Source organism: Caballeronia sp. LZ024, from assembly GCF_031451455.1.
GTDB lineage: Bacteria > Pseudomonadota > Gammaproteobacteria > Burkholderiales > Burkholderiaceae > Caballeronia > Caballeronia telluris.
The window spans coordinates 37,283-53,832 of record NZ_JARUXL010000006.1 but is presented as its reverse complement, the minus strand read 5'-3'; the positions used below and the strand labels follow the sequence as shown (position 1 = coordinate 53,832).

11 protein-coding genes and 2 pseudogenes are annotated in these 16,550 nt (G+C 58.9%); 7 read left to right on the top strand and 6 right to left on the bottom strand.

The genetic code is table 11. From position 1 onward, the window contains the following. Positions 1–172: 172 nt before the first annotated feature. Positions 173–841 (top strand): annotated as a pseudogene (locus tag QCE48_RS31995) (putative Na+/H+ antiporter). Positions 842–939: 98 nt separating this feature from the next. Here QCE48_RS31995 and QCE48_RS30160 read toward each other — a convergent pair. Beyond that, positions 940–2,376, bottom strand: a complete 1,437-nt coding sequence (locus QCE48_RS30160) for an IS5 family transposase (protein ID WP_309788928.1) — start codon at positions 2,374–2,376, stop codon at positions 940–942. Between the two features lie 2,317 nt (positions 2,377–4,693). Between QCE48_RS30160 and QCE48_RS30155 the strand changes: the two genes are divergently transcribed. Continuing rightward, positions 4,694–6,571, top strand: a complete 1,878-nt coding sequence (locus QCE48_RS30155) for a potassium transporter Kup (protein WP_309788927.1) — start codon at positions 4,694–4,696, stop codon at positions 6,569–6,571. A 195-nt stretch (positions 6,572–6,766) separates the two neighbouring features. Here the strand turns inward: QCE48_RS30155 and QCE48_RS30150 are convergent. From QCE48_RS30150 to QCE48_RS30130, 5 genes and pseudogenes are all read right to left on the bottom strand, one after another. Then, positions 6,767–6,883: pseudogene (locus QCE48_RS30150) on the bottom strand (transposase domain-containing protein); the annotation flags it as partial. 244 nt (positions 6,884–7,127) lie between these two features. Continuing rightward, the gene (locus QCE48_RS30145) at positions 7,128–8,147 is read right to left on the bottom strand and encodes a zinc-dependent alcohol dehydrogenase family protein (protein WP_309788926.1); all 1,020 of its coding nucleotides are present in this window, start codon (positions 8,145–8,147) and stop codon (positions 7,128–7,130) included. 318 nt (positions 8,148–8,465) lie between these two features. Continuing rightward, positions 8,466–8,897 (bottom strand): tautomerase family protein, encoded by a 432-nt coding sequence (locus tag QCE48_RS30140; protein WP_309788925.1) that lies wholly within the window; start codon positions 8,895–8,897, stop codon positions 8,466–8,468. A 136-nt stretch (positions 8,898–9,033) separates the two neighbouring features. After that, a complete protein-coding gene (locus tag QCE48_RS30135; RefSeq protein WP_309788924.1) occupies positions 9,034–9,918 on the bottom strand; it encodes a 3-keto-5-aminohexanoate cleavage protein in 885 nt (294 codons plus the stop codon). Positions 9,919–9,987: 69 nt separating this feature from the next. Then, positions 9,988–11,394, bottom strand: a complete 1,407-nt coding sequence (locus QCE48_RS30130; RefSeq protein WP_309788984.1) for an NAD-dependent succinate-semialdehyde dehydrogenase — start codon at positions 11,392–11,394, stop codon at positions 9,988–9,990. Positions 11,395–11,555: 161 nt separating this feature from the next. On the opposite strand from QCE48_RS30130, the gene QCE48_RS30125 reads away from it, so the two are divergent. The 5 genes from QCE48_RS30125 to QCE48_RS30105 all read left to right on the top strand — a co-directional run bounded on the left by QCE48_RS30125 (position 11,556) and on the right by QCE48_RS30105 (position 16,496). Continuing rightward, on the top strand, positions 11,556–11,852 hold the full coding sequence (locus tag QCE48_RS30125) for a DUF1330 domain-containing protein (protein WP_309788983.1): 297 nt from the start codon (positions 11,556–11,558) through the stop codon (positions 11,850–11,852). A 199-nt stretch (positions 11,853–12,051) separates the two neighbouring features. Beyond that, positions 12,052–12,828: an enoyl-CoA hydratase/isomerase family protein gene (locus QCE48_RS30120; protein ID WP_309788923.1), complete on the top strand. Its 777-nt coding sequence runs from the start codon at positions 12,052–12,054 to the stop codon at positions 12,826–12,828. A gap of 1 nt (position 12,829) precedes the next feature. Then, the gene (locus tag QCE48_RS30115) at positions 12,830–14,116 is read left to right on the top strand and encodes a CoA transferase (RefSeq protein WP_309788922.1); all 1,287 of its coding nucleotides are present in this window, start codon (positions 12,830–12,832) and stop codon (positions 14,114–14,116) included. 55 nt (positions 14,117–14,171) lie between these two features. Then, positions 14,172–15,332, top strand: coding sequence for an MFS transporter (locus tag QCE48_RS30110; protein WP_309788921.1), 1,161 nt, complete (start codon positions 14,172–14,174; stop codon positions 15,330–15,332). 450 nt (positions 15,333–15,782) lie between these two features. Further along, positions 15,783–16,496 carry a TetR/AcrR family transcriptional regulator gene (locus QCE48_RS30105; protein WP_309788920.1) on the top strand — a complete coding sequence of 238 codons (714 nt, stop codon included), beginning with the start codon at positions 15,783–15,785 and terminating at the stop codon, positions 16,494–16,496. Positions 16,497–16,550 lie beyond the last annotated feature (54 nt).

Here is a 16,550-nt window from a genome sequence, read left to right as displayed (position 1 = left end):
GACCTCGTGCAACTCACAACTTCCATTCGCCATTCGAGGTCTTCGCCGCGACCCTCGCATCAGCAAGTCAACCTCAAAGCTCTAAACATTAACCCCGGTGTTGCGCTTCACACTTGAAACCGCCCTTCTTTTGCTGGCTATTGCTTAACACAAAACGCCGGATGCCGTGATAATGGTCGTCGCTGCCAGCCGTCCGATTCTTGAGCTAGTGACACAGATCGTGCACCGAGTCTCAGTCGTTTTGCCGGTTCACAGCGACGTGGCATCGGTCTGGCTCTCGCAGCGCAGTCCCCACTTCTCGGTTCACTCATAACCGAGGCCGCCGCGATGACCTTGGCGGCGCTGCTACTGCGTGATCATTGCTTCACGACGCCAGCCGAGGAAAAATGGAAATATGGTGCCTCAACTGTTTTGTTCGACGTTAACGTCTCGATCGGTGATACGCTGACCGCCTATGCTGCTCCACCGGTCCTGATGGGCGCGTCGACCTGGAGATGGGACGCGGCTTTTTGGCCAGCACGTTCGGCTGGAAGGCGGCGCTCGCCGTGCTCGTCAACACCACTGTTTTCGTAGCATTGATCGCGCGGCACATCCAAGCACCGAGTAGCGATGGAGATAGCGCACCGCAGCGCAATGTCATCCCGTTCAGCGTGGCGTTCGTACATGTTGGTTTCTTGATCGCGATCGTGCGATACGCGCATCAGCAGCCATGTTCATTGGCGTCTTCCTATTTTCTTTGAGATTCACTCAAGCATACGAACGATATCAGGCGCCGTTGCTCCTTCGCGAAAGTTTGCTGGTCGGGTCTTTTCTATGTGTTTTTCGCGATGACTTCATTTAACAGGAACGCATGACGAAATACTTAGTCGGACCTGCAAAATTGGGTTTTGTTCGTGGACGCCTCGGGGCGTTCATCAGGTGGCCTTGTACTTTTCGAACTCAGGCAGTTGTAGGAGGTGGGAGCAAGGTTCCTCGCGAGGCGTTGTGGAGGCTGCGCAGCCACTCGAGAACAAAAAACACGGGCGCAAGCCCCAGGCGAACAATAGCGCGCAGCAACCAGCGAAGGTTATAGCCCACCGCGCATAGCACCGCATGTAAGGCGTCGCCGGTTTGCCCTTTGAGCCAGCAACGCTGCATGCCGTGGTCCTGCTTCACATGCCCGATGATCGGTTCTATCGCTTGCCGGCGTTTCAGCCATCGTCGTTGTGTACTGCTTAGCGACTTGTGTTTACCTCGGTGAATCAACTGTACTGGCGCGAGATCGGCATCCACACCGCGATACCCGAGGTCCGCCAGAACGGTCTTCGGCTTTGACACGCCCGGCAGATCCTGAAGCAGGATGGACGTTTGTTCAAGTTGTCCGGACAGAGTATGCCCGTCATAGGGGTTGCCCACAAACGAGCGTGCACCGACAATCAGGCCTTGCTTCTCCGTGATTGCGAGGCTCACCTTGACGCCAAACTCATACGGCTGGCGAGCCTTGCCTTTTGAGATGCACTCCACTTCTGGCGCATGAAGCGCATAGAGCTTGTGCTTATCTTTCGCTCGCTGGCGGCAGATACGCCAGGCGCGCTCAAGCCAGATGCTTAAGGATGCCTGTTGCTCAGTGGATGCGTTCGGTAACTTTCTCTCGATGTCGCGCAGCAATCGTCCGAGGATCGTGCGCTGACGCTTGAGCACCCGGCGCAGTCGCTTGAACTGCTTCGCATGCGCATAGCCACCGGCGCGGCGACGCAATTGTTTCCCCTCTCGCTCGTATGTTTGCTTCAGTGCCAGTCCGGCACGTTGCGCGAGCCTTGCGAGTTTGCCTCGTGCAATCTCCAGCAAACGGCTGTCAGTCGGATAGGCAATCGCTTTTTGTTGGACCGTCGTATCGACAATCACGCGCTCGAACTCGGCCGGCCTCACTGCTTTCATTTCCACGGCCGCTGCAATTGTCGTCGCGAGCAACTCCTCGACACCAGCTTCGCCCAGCGCCTGCCGAAAGCGCACGAGGTTGGTCGGATCGCACGGCATGTGGGGTTGAAAATACTCCTCGCCGCAGAAAAACTGGAAATACACGTCTTGTGCCCAGCGCTCACAAACCGATTCGTCACTTTCGTTGTAGGCGTGCTTCAGATAGAGCAGCCCGACCATCAGCCGGATCGACAGGCGCGGACGTCCGGCAGCGCTAAGGCCCGCACCCGCCAGCTTGGGCGCCGTGCCAAAAAGATCAGTCTCCTCGCTCGTTCGGCCTTCGCGAGCACGTCGCTCGAAGATCGGTGTCAAGGTCGCTTCTATCGACCTCCACGGCATCCGGTTGGCCAGTACCGCCAGCGGATGCCGCAAATCGATCATCGCGTCCAGGCGGCTGCGGGAGAAATCCGGTGTGCTCATCGGCGCTTCTCACTCCCAGAAGATAGGCCCATTTCATATTGAAACTGGGAGTTTCGCAACTGCTTATCTGCACCTATCCGCACGCTGCGCTTGGCTTCGCGCGATTCTGCAAGACCGACTACTTAAAGGGCCCACAATGGTTCCCAATGGTTCAGGGATTGTCCAATGCACTCCGTTCCCAGGAAATAACGAGGCTTGCGTTCGCCCATTGAAGATTAGGAGATATCTCTTCGTGCTGCCCATCGGCCTCCAAAACGCCTCATAACCGTTTCGATAGCGACCTATCTCAAGGCGACCGACCGTGCGCCGTCCATTCGTTCGGAAGAGGGAGACCGATTCACCATCATCGAGCTTGAAGGAGCCCCTACGGAAGGTCCCGCCCTGATCGACCGGTAGGTGCATGCCGCGTCCGATGAGGATGCCACAGCCGCCTTGCGCGGCGCCCAAAGAAACCGGCGCCGCGCTAGCAAAGGCGCATGCACCAAAGGTAAAGACAGCGATTCGTCGTGATATTTTGTTCACCACAGAAGTTATCCGAAAGGCCGTCCGCGTCTGACGTATCGTCGACGAACCTAAAGACTACTTCAAACAAGCGACCGAAGTCGAGATCGAACTTGAGCCGACGGATGAAGGAACACGAACGCGCGCTTGTGCCGCTACATTGGGCCCTTACTAGCCTGGCGTGGTTGAAGCGCGTCGTCAGCGGGACAGGTGCCTTTTCCCCTGCGTCTTAAATATTCTTTAACACGGCCGGCGCACCGCATTTTCAAGTAATGGAGGTGTGCCGTTGCGCTGGTGATTATCGTTATCAATGCATTTCCACATCCTATAGAATAATGCCTATAGCGTACTGGCAAGGCCTCCTGATCGAAAACATTCACGATGCTTGTATGACCGACTTCGATGCGTCGGCCCCGCAATTTTGTCACTTTCGCGCGGGGGTCACCGAGATTTATTGTGCGCGTCCACGTATTCGTGTGCGATGGTTCGACCCGCATCTCATCGGCGGCCGTCGATGCGTTGTTCAATGAGTGCAGATGTCTTCCGCTTTGAGAGACCGCGTTGATGTCCGGCGCGGGTGTATAGTCTTGCTCCCGTGATTGCATTTCCTGATAGGCGGTAATTCCTGCTCCCACTCGCGGATGCTCAAACGAAGATCTGCACAGGCGCTCGTCAACAAGGCGCCGACTGAGGCCTCTTGCTCTATTTCAGTGACCGCGCTCTAGGTGACAGGGCAACACGGTCAACCCAAAGAATAAATTGATGCATATCCTAACATCGCTCTACATCTTCTCAACTGCACTTTGCCTAGTCTGGACGGCATTTGCAGCCATAGCAAACCGGTATTTTTCGGGCAGTTGGGTTCGCACGAACATCGCAGGGCTTCATCCTATGAACATCCCAGTGCATCGCTCGGGACCGTCGCCGACCGTAAAAACAGTGGGCTTTTGGGGAATCGTTAGCCTCATGCCCTTTATGAATGTCTCGACGATATTGGGGTGGACCGTGTTTGGCGCCGGGGTGAGATTGATGTCCAAACGTGTCCCGACCTAGAGCGGAGGACCCCGTTGCTGATTTAATCGCGTCGAGGGCCTCGACTGGTTGGGCGAACGCGAATGACCGGCGTTGCCTGCCAACGAGACGTGCCTAGATTTCTCGTTCGGCAACTCGCCCGCCCCGGTTGGCACTGGACACTTTTTTTGCCCCGAGTTCACGTCCCGGCGTCGGACACGATGTCCATTTTTTCGCGGCTGACTTCTTGACGAACCACGACTGTCTTAGGCGCAAAATCCGGCGTTGACCGCAATGGGCGTAAGCGTCTGACGAAACCGACAGCGGCGACATGACATGATTATCACGACTCGGATTTTGATAGCCACCTTTATAAACCCCCTCCCAATCAGGGCGGTTGCGCCATCGCCGATAGTAGTTCAATGTCGCAATTTGGCTGCAGCGGTCGTTAAGGGCAATGAAGGCCCTCCCGATAAGCGACTCTTCCGGACGCCAACTTCAGCTTCGCCGTTACGATAAGCAACCGACGTTTCGCTGAAAGAAAGTGGTCGAGCAGCTTTCGGAGCCCTCCCTAGAGCGAGGACGTGTAGCGCGGGCGGGCTCGGATACTTTCACGCATCAGGCACATCTTGGCTGCCCATCTGGGCGGATAGCAGACCATGCCGGAAAGATATATCGTATTGTCGTTGTTCGGTTTCTGGATTCTGAAGTTTTCCAGAACGTGACCGGCCACTATTGACACCATGTTCCTTTCGCGCATCGCGCGATCATTTTTCTGGCGTAACACGATTTAAGAGGTGCCGTCTTGACCAAAGATTCGGCCAAAAGTAGTGCAGCGGCGCTAACGCTAGGCGCTATCGGCATTGTCTATGGGGACATTGGAACCAGCCCGCTATATACGATGAAAGAGGTATTCGCCAAGCATCACGCCATCGCGCCGGACTACGAAAACGTGTTGGGGGTCGTCTCGCTGATCCTATGGGGGTTGCTAATTGTCATTTCTCTCAAGTATGTGACCCTAGTCTTACGGGCGGACAACCGCGGCGAAGGCGGCATCATGGCGATGACGGCGCTCGCACTCTCCTCCGTCACGAAGCGCTCGCGCTGGTACTATCCGGTGATGCTGCTAGGGATGGTCGGCGCCGGCCTGTTTTTCGGTGATGGCGTCATTACGCCCGCCATCTCGGTCCTATCCGCAATCGAGGGCTTGGAAGAGGCGACGCCTGCCCTCCGGCCGTATGTTATCCCCCTGACCTTGGCGGTGCTGGTCGCCCTATATGTGGCGCAGCGCCGGGGTACAGGAGGCATCGGCAAATGTTTCGGCCCGATTGTCCTAGTCTGGTTCATCACACTTGCCGTATTGGGCATCATCAATATTTCTCGAAACCCCATCGTCTTAGCCGCTTTTAACCCACTCCATGCCGTGGACTTTCTAATTCGCAACGGCTGGTTGGCTTTCGTGGCGCTCGGTGCGGTAGTCCTAGCGCTCACCGGTGCAGAGGCGCTTTATGCAGACATGGGTCACTTCGGGAAAAGGTCAGTCCGGCTGGCATGGTTCTCTATTGTCTTCCCCGCGCTAGCCCTGAATTATCTTGGACAGGGCGCCTTGCTGTTATCCAATCCCGCGGCAGTTTCCAATCCGTTTTTTCAGCAATTGGGTTCTTGGAGCGTCTACCCACTAGTCGTGCTCTCGACCATGGCGACTGTCATCGCATCACAGGCGACAATCTCGGGTGCTTTCTCGGTTACGCAGCAGGCGATTTCGCTGGGCTTTCTGCCTCGCATGCGGATTCGTCAAACATCCGAAATCGAAAAGGGGCAAATCTACATCCCGCTGATAAATTGGTTGCAACTCGCAGCTGTCGTATTGGCAGTAATCGGCTTCGGCTCCTCGTCGAATCTGGCTTCCGCTTATGGGATTGCAGCGACCGCCACCATGCTGACAACGACGTTGCTGACCTTCTTTGTGGTTCGTTTCGGTTGGAAATATCCGGTGCTACTTTCCGTGGCAGCGACAGGCGCCTTTTTGACGATTGACGTGGCGCTGTTTTCTTCGACGAGTTTAAAAATCGTCAGCGGCGGTTGGTTCACCTTGAGTATCAGCGCATTCATGGTTACCGTCATGATGACGTGGAGAACGGGGCGGGAGCTAGTATTTCAAAGCCTCCAGCGGCAATTAATTCCCATCAAGGACTTTCTCCAGTCATTGTTCATCGACCCGCCGTTGCGCGTCGCAGGCACTGCGATCTTTTTCCGTGCGGAAGGCGACGGGGTGCCGCACGCGCTATTGCATAACCTACTGCATAACAAGGTCCTGCATGAACGAACGATTTTTTTAACTGTGTACGGGACCGATATTCCTAGGGTTCCTGATGAGCAGCGCGTCAAGGTCACGCAACTTGGCCACAACTGCTATCAGCTCAATGTGCACTACGGGTTCTCGGACGAGCGCGACATACCACGCGCGCTGGAGAGATGCGATTTTGTTGGACTGAAGATCGACCCGATGCAGACCTCCTTCTTCATCGCTCGCCAAACAGTGCTTGCAACCCCCAAAGCTGGCATGGCACTATGGCGCGAAGCGTTGTACGCCGCAATGTCCCGCAATGCGCGAGATGCCGCAGACTACTTCAAAATCCCGCCCAATCGAGTGATTGAACTGGGCGCGCAAGTGGAGATCTGACTCAATCTACTATCGTAAGTTAACCTCGCTTCAGAGTACCGCAGGTGATACGGAAAGCCAAACGCAGTCCGGAGCTCGTGAAACGATGGATAACTCCGAGGTCGGAGCGTCGGATTGGTTAAACAATCCGCATGCACTTATCGATTGCATGACGCGCCGAACGCACCTCGATGGCGCGAGCGGTCCTCCCGCAGCTTATTCACAACCCGATGAAGGTGCAGATGGGAGCAGGTGCGTCGCGACGTTCCAGGGCAACAGTTCGTCGATGCGGTTGGCCTGGTGATCCGCAATGTGTGTAAAAACGTATTCCAATTGCGACACCATATCGTCGAAGAGTTGCCACACGCGAAACGGCAGCAGCCCCTGGGACCTCGCGCCAGCGCCTTCGGCCGCGTACCACTTCTACCAGACCGCCACGCTCATGTTGGCGATGTTGCCGAGCGTGACGTCGCGCAAGGTCTTGCGATCGCCGTCCGGCTGATCGATATCGGCGTAATGATTGGATGCTCAGGACCTTCGTTGCGCGCGTATTAGCAGCCGGTCAGAGAGGTGAAGGTCAGCGCTCCGTGAACGCGAGCAGCGGCTTGGCGTCGTGTGCTGCGCTCTCCGCAGCCGCGAAGGCTTCGAGTACGCAATCGACGCGATAGCAGCGCGCTGCCGGCGGCTTCAAAGTACCCTCGGCCATTCGATCGAGCAGGCTGCGCAGCGTCCAGCTGCCCCCACCCACCCCCTCGCGCGCGAGCCACGAGAAGATGAGCCAGCCGCGCACTTCCGCACTGGAGTAAATGAGCGCTGGGGCAAAAATCGGCATCTCGAAAGCCGCCGCATCGTTCTGACGATGCGACGACAACGCTCCATAGACGAGCAAGCGTCCGTTCGGGGCGAGCTGTCGCGCAAGCGTGGCGCCCGTGCGGCCGGCGACGCAGTCAATCGCGCTCGTGATGCCATCGCCGCCAATAGCCTGCCTCAGCTGGTCCGGCCAGCCTTCGTGCGCGGTGCATAGTACGACGTCACCCCCAAGCGCCTGAATCTCAGCGACCTGCTCTTCACGGCGTACGAGGTTGATGGTGCGAAACCCCTGCGTTCTGGCGATCTGCAGCACGAGGCGACCGACCGCCGACCCGGCCGCGCTCTGCACGAGCCAGTCACCGCGTCCGAGCTTATGCTCGCAAATCGTCATAGCCCATGCCGTCATCGGGTTGATGAGCGCCTGTGCGGCGTCCTCGTCCGAGATCGCCGCCGGTACAGGAATCGCCCGTTCAGCCGGACTGATCACCTGCTCTCTCCAGGTTCCCGGCACGTTCAACAACACGACGCGCTCACCGATCCGCGTGCGCGGCACGTCGCTGCCCACGGCGTCGATGATTCCGACGCCCTCCGACCCGGGCGAGGCAGGCAGTTCGGGCTGACGTTGACGTGCGAACCGTCCGCGGATGACGTGCAAGTCGGACGGGTGCACCGGCACCAGCAGCATCGCCACGCGGACTTCAGCTGGTCCGGGCGTGGGCGCGGGCAAATCGCGCCAGTGCACTACCTCCGACGGCTCGCCATTACGTTCGATGATCAAGGCCTTCATGTGCTTTCTCCTGCGCTTGAACTACGATGCTAGTCACGCCCCGCGGACGCGACGGCAAGCCTGCGTACCCGTGCGTAAATCCCCCCTGCCTGTGATCGCATAAAGTCTATACGCAAGCGCAACGGAAAGTCATTGTCTAAAGGCATGATCGCCGGATGTCCGCCGCTGACTCCCGCTATGGTTCGGAGCATGGCTCGCTCATTCACGGCAACGATTGGTGGTGCAGGCATTTCCGCCACCGCCGGGAGCTAGCTGCGGAGCTCGGCCCCGGGCCCGCAGCACCCAAGCGATGGAAGGCGAAGCCTGCCGGGCAGCACCTCAACCTTCACCCGGCTCATAGGGCGACGCCCGGTTTTCAATCTTCCATTTCTTTTCAGCTTCCGTATCAGGCCGAGGTGGTCGAATGCCGTCGATCAACCACAGTTCTCGCGGCGTTTCGCCTACGTGCAATTCGTAATGGTAGCCCCGATCCTGGACAAATGGCGCAATCGCGGCGTTCGCCTTGTGAAGCCACGACTTCGTCCATTCGGCATCCTTGGAAATATGCCTGGCGAATTGGTCCAATCTGATTCTGACAAAATCGCCTCGCGACTCACCGCCCATGAAGAAGGAGTCTTTGGGCTGTTCATGAAACAGGACGCCTACGTAGCAGCGAGGAATGATGTAAATGCCCACGATCCGCCGGGCCATCTCCTGCTTCTCCTCTGCCGTGTAGGCGCCCACCGGATGATAGATATTCCATAGTGGCATTTTTCGTCTCCATGCTCAATAGATGCCGCGCTTCGAGTCAGGCGGCGGGTGTCGGTAGCCCGGTGTCAGGCTGCCGGTTAAAAAGCCATGCTAGTTGCAACCGATGATCGGTTTCTATGGTGCGCTCGCCCCCTTGCTATTGGCGAGGGGGAAGTCCGAGTATGCTGCGAGCCTCATCGGGCGTCGCCACATCTGCGCCGATGCTTTTGATGATACTGACCGCACGTGTGACCAGCGCCGCATTGCCTGGCGCCAGTTCCCCTTTGCCAAGGTAAAGATTGTCCTCGAGGCCCACGCGGACATGGCCGCCGAGAATCACGCTTTGCGCCACGATCGGAAACTGGGCGCGAGAGATGCCGAACGCCGACCAACGTGCGTTCCCGGGCAGGTACCGCTTCATTTGAAGAAGGCTCTCCGTATCGGCGGACGCTCCCCAGGGCACACCCAGACATAACTGAAACAGCGGTGCCTGCAGAATTCCCCGCGTTTCGATCAGGTGGCGCGCCAGACGCACGTGCCCGAGATCGAATACCTCGATTTCCGGCTTCACGCCGGCTTCCTCGATCAACGTTGCCATCTTGATGAGATGGTCAGGCACGTTGACGAATGCCCGGCTGCCGAAGTTCATGGTCGCCACATCCAAGCTGCAGATTTCCGGACGCAGTTCGAGCACGTGCCGGACGCGGGCCTCAGGCGTCATCATCGTACTCAGTTCACTTCCCCGGTTCGGGTCTTCGTCGCTGGGGACGAAACGCGCACCCGGGCCCGTCGTCAGATTGATCAAAATCGGGCACCCGCTATCGCGGATACGCGAAACGACTTCTCTGTAGAGCGACAACTCCGTGCTCGGAACGCCGGTCCTCGGGTCACGAACATGAATGTGCGCGATGCTTGCACCGGCCTCACATGCTGCAATCGCCTCGTTGGCGATTTGCTCGGGCGTAACGGGCACTGCAGGGCTCTGCCTCGGGGTATCCTCGCTACCAGTGAGTGCACAACTGATAATCGTCTTGCTTGTCATGGTGTTCGTTCCAAGGAAATAGGAATGAAGCGCAACAGTCGCGCGCATAGGCGGCAGTACTGAATCCGTTCAAGACGCGCGCGCGGGGCCGAACGGCGCAGCCCCGACATCGGCGACCCTGATCAGCTTCTTGTTGACGAACTCGTCGAAGCCCAGTTGCGAAAGCTCTCGACCAAAACCTGAACGCTTGACGCCCCCGAACGGCAGTTCCGCCGACGTGCCGAACGGCTGATTGACGAACACCATGCCGCTTTCGATCTGCGCGGCGACCCGCTCGCCGCGTTCGGTATCCGCGGTGAATACCGACGCACCGAGACCGTACGGCGTGCCATTTGCGAGCGATATCGCGGCGGCTTCGTCCTCGACGACGTGGAAGGCCGCAACCGGGCCGAACAGTTCTTCGGCGAAGACCGGATTGTGCGGCGTGATCTCAGTAAGAACAGTCGGTTGCAAGTAGAATCCCGGGCGGTCCACGCGCCTGCCGCCACACACGATGCGCGCGCCGTGTGAAGTCGCACGGTCGATTTGCTCGAGCAGCAGATTCAAAGCGCGCTCGGACGAGACTGGCGCGACGGCGGTCGCCGGATCGGCCGGATCGCCGGTCTCGAGCGCTGCCATTTTCCGCGCGAAGCCTTCGAGGAACGCGTCGCCGCGCGCCTTGCCGACCACGATGATGCGCTTCGAACTAACGCAGAGTTGACCTGCATTGAACATACGGCCCGCGACCGCACTTTGGATCGCCCAGTCCAGCGGCACATCCTCGAGTACGATCAACGGGTCGCTGCCGCCCAGCTCGAGCACGACCTTCTTCAGATTGCGGCCGGCACGCTCGGCGACGGCAGCGCCGGCGCGCTCGCTACCCGTCAGCGTCACACCCTGGACGCGTGCGTCGTCGATGACGCGCCCCGCCTGCTCGATCGAAATGAACAGGTTCGTATATACCCCTTCCGGCGCACCCGCTTCCTCGAACAGCCGCGCGAAAGCCAATGCCGATTGCGGCACGTTTTCGGCATGCTTGAGCAATAGGACGTTGCCCACCATCAGTTGCGGGCCGGCCACCCGCGCAATCTGGTAGTACGGCAAATTCCATGGCTCGATGCCGAGCAGCACGCCAATCGGCTCGATATGCACCGCCGCGCCGGGCGCTTCCGCCAGCGGGCGTGGCTGGAGATAGGTTTGCGCGTGCTTTGCGTAGTACTCGAGGATGCTGGCCGCCGATTCGACTTCCCTGAGCGCCTCGCCGTAGCGTTTGCCCATTTCCAGCGTCAGATAGCCCGCGTATTCGACAGATTTTTCCCGCAACAGCGCCGCGGCGCGCGACACGATGCGTGCGCGATCGCTGACCGGACGACGGCGCCAGTCGGTTTCGAAAGCGCGATGCGCGGCAGCGAGCTTTGTTTCAAGCAACGGGTCGGATATGTCGTCGTAGGTGGCGAGCAGTTCGCCGGTAGCAGGATTGATAGTCGTGTAGGGCATGAAGTTCCCGCGAATACGTTGGTATCGAGTGATCGAATGACTGCATGTTAGCATCGTTAACACCAGCCCTGTCCACACTTTTGGGATCAGGAATAACCCTCATGGATATTCATGTTAACGCTGTTACTATGGTTATGCACTTTTCAGCGGAGGAAGGCGAAATGGCAAAGGGATATTGGGTGGCGGCGTATCGAGCGATTCATGACGCAAGCAAGCTTGCGGCCTACGGCGCCCTTGCGACAGCCGTGGTAAGAGCGGCGGGCGGAAGGTTCCTGGTGCGAGGCGGCGAGGTCGTTGCGTTTGAAGCGGGCCTGAAGGAGCGGACTGTTGTCGTCGAATTCCCGAGTTTCGAGCAGGCCCTTGCCGCCTATCGGAGCGAGACCTATCAGCAGGCGTTGGCTGTACTGGGAGACGGTGCCGAAAGGGACGCGCGCGTCGTCGCAGGTGTCGATGACTGAGATGCGCCCAGGTGAGCGCCCGCAGTGTTGAGGGCGCTATTCACCCTGGCCGTTTTTGCTCCGACATAGAAGCGAACCTCTTCGGCTGTTACTTTTTTCAGCGAAGAAAAGCACTGACGCCAGCCCATTATTTAACTATATGTTATCAATGTTAATTTGGAAATTATCGATTGTTTGAACCTGACGAAATGGAGCAAGCATGGACGAAGCAATTGTTCTGAAAGAACTCATAGGCCACGTGACGGTACTTACGATGAACCGTCGCCCGCATAACCTGATGGGTCCGACACTGTATCGCGCGCTGCTCGACGAATTCGACGAGGCAGTGAGACGCGGCTCGCGTGCGATCCTGTTGCGCAGCGGTCTTCGGCACTTTTCAGCAGGGGCCGAAGTAGCGCTTTTTCCGGATCGCATTGACAAGGAAGGAAAGGCGTTGATGGATCCGCTCGAGGTGCTTCGTGGCTTCGAGACACTACCGATCCCGATCGTCGTCGCGGTGAACGGCACATGCCTCGGCGGCGGCTTCGAAGTGGCGCTCGCCTGTGACTTCAGCGTAGTCGCCGAATCGGCAAAGATCGGCTCGGTCGAGGTCGCGCTCGGTTTGCATCCGCTGCTCGGCGGCATCCAGCGTCAGGTGATGCGAGCCGGTCCAGCGCGTGCGAAAGAACTCGCGTTGCTCGGTCGCCGGTACGACGCAGCCACGCTCGAACGATGGGGCCTGATCAATCTCGTTGTGCCTGACGACAAGCTCGATGAAGTGGCGCTCTCGATTGCGCAAGAACTGGCGGCCGGTCCAACCATCGCGCATGCCGCGACCAAGCGGCTAGTACAGGTCGCGATCGACGAGGGTGTCGCTGCTGCCGACGAGGCGATGTTCGAACTGCAGAAGCCGATCTGGGCGTCGCAGGATCTGAAGCGTGGACTGGAGGCCTTCGATAAGGCCGGTCCCGGCACTGCCGTTTTCGAAGGGAACTGACATGGCCGGACCACTCGAAGGACTGAAGGTCGTCGATTTTTCCCGCGTGCTGGCGGGTCCCCTGTGCGCGCGGACGCTAGCCGATCTCGGCGCCGACGTGATCAAAATCGAGCCACCGCGGCCCGATGTGTCGCGAGCGGCGTTCCCGAATTGCGATGGTATGTCGGGCTACTACGCGCAGCAAAATAGTGGCAAGCGTAACGTCAGCATCGATCTGAACGCGCCGCGCGCACGCGAACTTGTACTACGCCTGTGCGACGAGGCGGACATTATCGTCGAGAATTTTCGGGCCGGCACACTCAAGGGCTTTGGACTCGATTTCGACACGCTCTCGCGGCGCAATTCAAAACTGATCTACGTATCAATCACAGGCTACGGCCAGCGTGGCCCGTGGGCGTCGCGCATGGCCTATGCGCCAACTGTGCAAGCCGAAACGGGTTTCACGCACACCACTCTGCGCCATTTCGATGGCGCGGACGACGGCCGCAGGTGGACCGATCCGCTGTCGCACGCGGACGTCTACGCGGGCCTTCAGGCGACGATTGCCGTGCTCGCGGCCGTGCGCAAACGTGAAGTAACCGGACGCGGCCAATACATCGACGTCGCGATGGCTGCGGTGATGCTGTCGATCAACGAACGCGCTCACCTCGATCTGGCGGGTGTCGACACGGGCGCCGAGCCGGGCATCCTCGGTGCCGCCGACGGCCCGCATTTCGTTGGCCCTGGCGGAGAAGCGTTCGTCGCGGCTCAAAGCATCGTCGGCAGCAACACGTTCCCGAACTACTTGCGCGCCATGCGCCGCATGGACCTTGCGCAGGATCCGCGCTTCAGTACCGCTGAGCGCCGCCTGCAGAACTACAAGGCACTGCACGCAATGATCCAGACGTGGATGCTTTCATTCCGCGATCTCAAGACGCTCGATGCGCAGCTCGACGAAGCGAAGATCGCGATGGGCCAGATTCGTACCCTGAAGGAACTGGCCGAGACCGATTGGGCAAAGCAATGGGGTGCGGTGCACGAGATTCCGGATCGTCGCGGCGGCTCGTATCTGATACACGGCTACCCATGGCACTTTTCCGATGACGAGCTCGGAATGCGAAGCGCACCCGCGTTTCGCGGCGAGCACAACGAGCAGGTATTCCGCGAAGTGGGCCTGGCGGACATGGAAATTCGCAATGCGGTCGACACAGGGGTTCTCGTTGGAGGATCGCCGGTGTCCGCGAAGAAGATCGAGACTGCCGTACTTGCGGAAGCGCGTGCGTCGCAGAAAGTGACGGGCGATCTTTGATCATTGCAGTACGCCTCGCATGACCGGCATCAAACCCGACAGGTCGGAGGACCGAATGGAAGTGGTGAAACAAGCCTACGTAGACGCGTCATCGTCAGATGACAACGCCCTTCTTAGGAAGGCCTACGCTTCGGCGCAATGGAGGATATTGCCAATATTGTTTGGCCTATGGATGCTGGCGTGGGTCAGTCGTTCGAACGTTGCTTTTGCGAAGTTGCCAATGCTCGTGGATCTGCGATTCAGCGAAACCGTCTATGGATTGGGCGCAGGTCTTTTCTTCGTCGGCTATGTGCTGTTCGGCATCCCTACCACGATGCTGCAAAAGAAGTTCGGTGCACGCGCTGTGCTTGCTGGTATCGCCGGCGCCTGGGGACTGACGAGTGTCGCGATGACGTTCGTCAATAGCGCGCCGACGTTCTACGCGCTGAGGTTCCTGCTCGGTTTGTTCGAGGCGGGTTTCTATCCGGGCGTCGTGTTGTACTTCAATGCATGGTTCCCGGGGGAAAGGCGCACGCGCAACTTCAGTATCTTCCGCTCAGGGGCGCTTTTCTCGACGGTCACAATTGGTCTGACGGGAGGATTCGTGCTTGAGTACATGAACGGCCTGGCCGGCTTTCAGGGCTGGCGATGGATGTTCTTCGCTCAGGCCATCCCTACGGTCGTCCTGGCGTGCGTCGCGTTCATGATACTTCCGGATCTGCCCCGCAGCGCGAAGTGGCTCTCGGCGCGACAGCGTACGCTCATCGACGATGATCTCCGCGTGAACGCTGAAACGATGAACGATACCCGCGCAGACGAACGTCCTCTGTTACTCAATCCCGCCGTCTGGATTTTGAGCGCCGCCTACTTCTGCCTTCTCGCCGCCACCGCGGCATTGTTTTTCTTCTCCCCGACGATACTTCATGAAGCGGGGTTCCGCGGATACAGAGAGATCGGCCGTGCAGTCGCCGGCGCATGCATGTTGGGGGCGTTGGGCAATGTGCTCATCTGTAGTATTGGAGGCAGTGCGCATCGGCGGCGGCTTTTCTGTGCGCTCGCGTCGGTCTTCACGGCGGCGAGCCTCTCGGGACTGGTTTTCGTATGGCACAGCAGTGCTGCCGCGACGTTTTTCCTGCTTGTTCTGGGGTTCGCGGGAACGGGAGCGGGCATATCGCTATCTGGCAAATGTCGGTCGGCCTCCTCAGCGGCAAGTCGTTATTGGTGGGTGTTCCGTTGATCAGTTCCGTCGCCAACATCGCCGGCTTCGTTACGCCTCTTCTGATCGGGTATGTCCGCGACGCAACGGGAACGTATGCGAGTGGGTTCATCATGATCGCCTGTGTCCAGGCACTTGGCGTTGTGGTCTTGCTTTTCGGCGTGCAGCGCATTGCGGGGAGGCGATCTCCCGACAATGCATCGGTTCGAAGGGCGGCGTGATTAGTCGACTGATGTGGGCGCGCCAAGTACTTGGGCGAGCGTGCCCGCTGTGCACCGAACGGCTGCTCCGGGCGCTGCAGGTCCTGAGCGGCCCCGCATGCCGGTGTAGCCCGATCCTCCGCCGCTCTATAAGCCGTTAGAATGCGTGTAGCGACACACGCTTCTTTAACGCGTGATCCGCTACATTGCGCGACTCTTTGCGCAGAATCTACAATCGATTCCTTGTTTTTTTCCCTCGAACGAAGGTCACGTGAGTCCCAAATCATCTATCGCGAAGAATGCGGATTACCACCACGGCAATCTGCGTACCGCGCTCATCGAAGCGGGGCGTCGCGCGCTCATGGAGCTATCGGCGCAAGACTTGAGCCTGCGTTACCTGGCGCGCATGGTGGGCGTATCAGAGGCTGCGCCCTCTCGCCATTTTTCGGGTATCGATGAACTGCTGGCCACGATTGCGGCAAGCGGTTATCGTGACCTCGCCGCGCTGCGCGTTGCCATCCGCGACAGCGAAGATACGGCGCTTGGCAAAGCGTACCGGATGATGCGGGTATATGTTGAGTTCGCGCAGCGCCACAATGGACTCTTCGGTCTGATGATCGGGCCTCGCATCGTGGCGCATCAAGCGTATCCAGAACTCGCTGAGGAAAGTAACAGGTCTTTCGGGTTGTTTTCCGAGACGATCGAGGCGCTGGCCATCGAGAGTGGCTGGGCCCGCTCGGACCTGAAGCTCGTGACCCATGCCGCGTGGAGCGTGGAGCATGGTCTCGCTACCCTACTGCTCGCGAACCGCGCGCCGCGCGCGGACACGAAAGTCGCGATACCCAGATTGATCGACTTCGTCCTCGCCGCACTACTTGGCGCCATTACGGCGGGTCCGGATCATCTGCAGAACGTGATGCAGCAATGCGCGCTCTTGCAAAAGCCAGTGGTCGCACGCACAGTTCGAAAGCGCGCCAAAGCCTAGTCGTCGTCGGTATCGGGAGCACGGCGCGCGTGGCGCGCCCGTGGCGATTTGGTC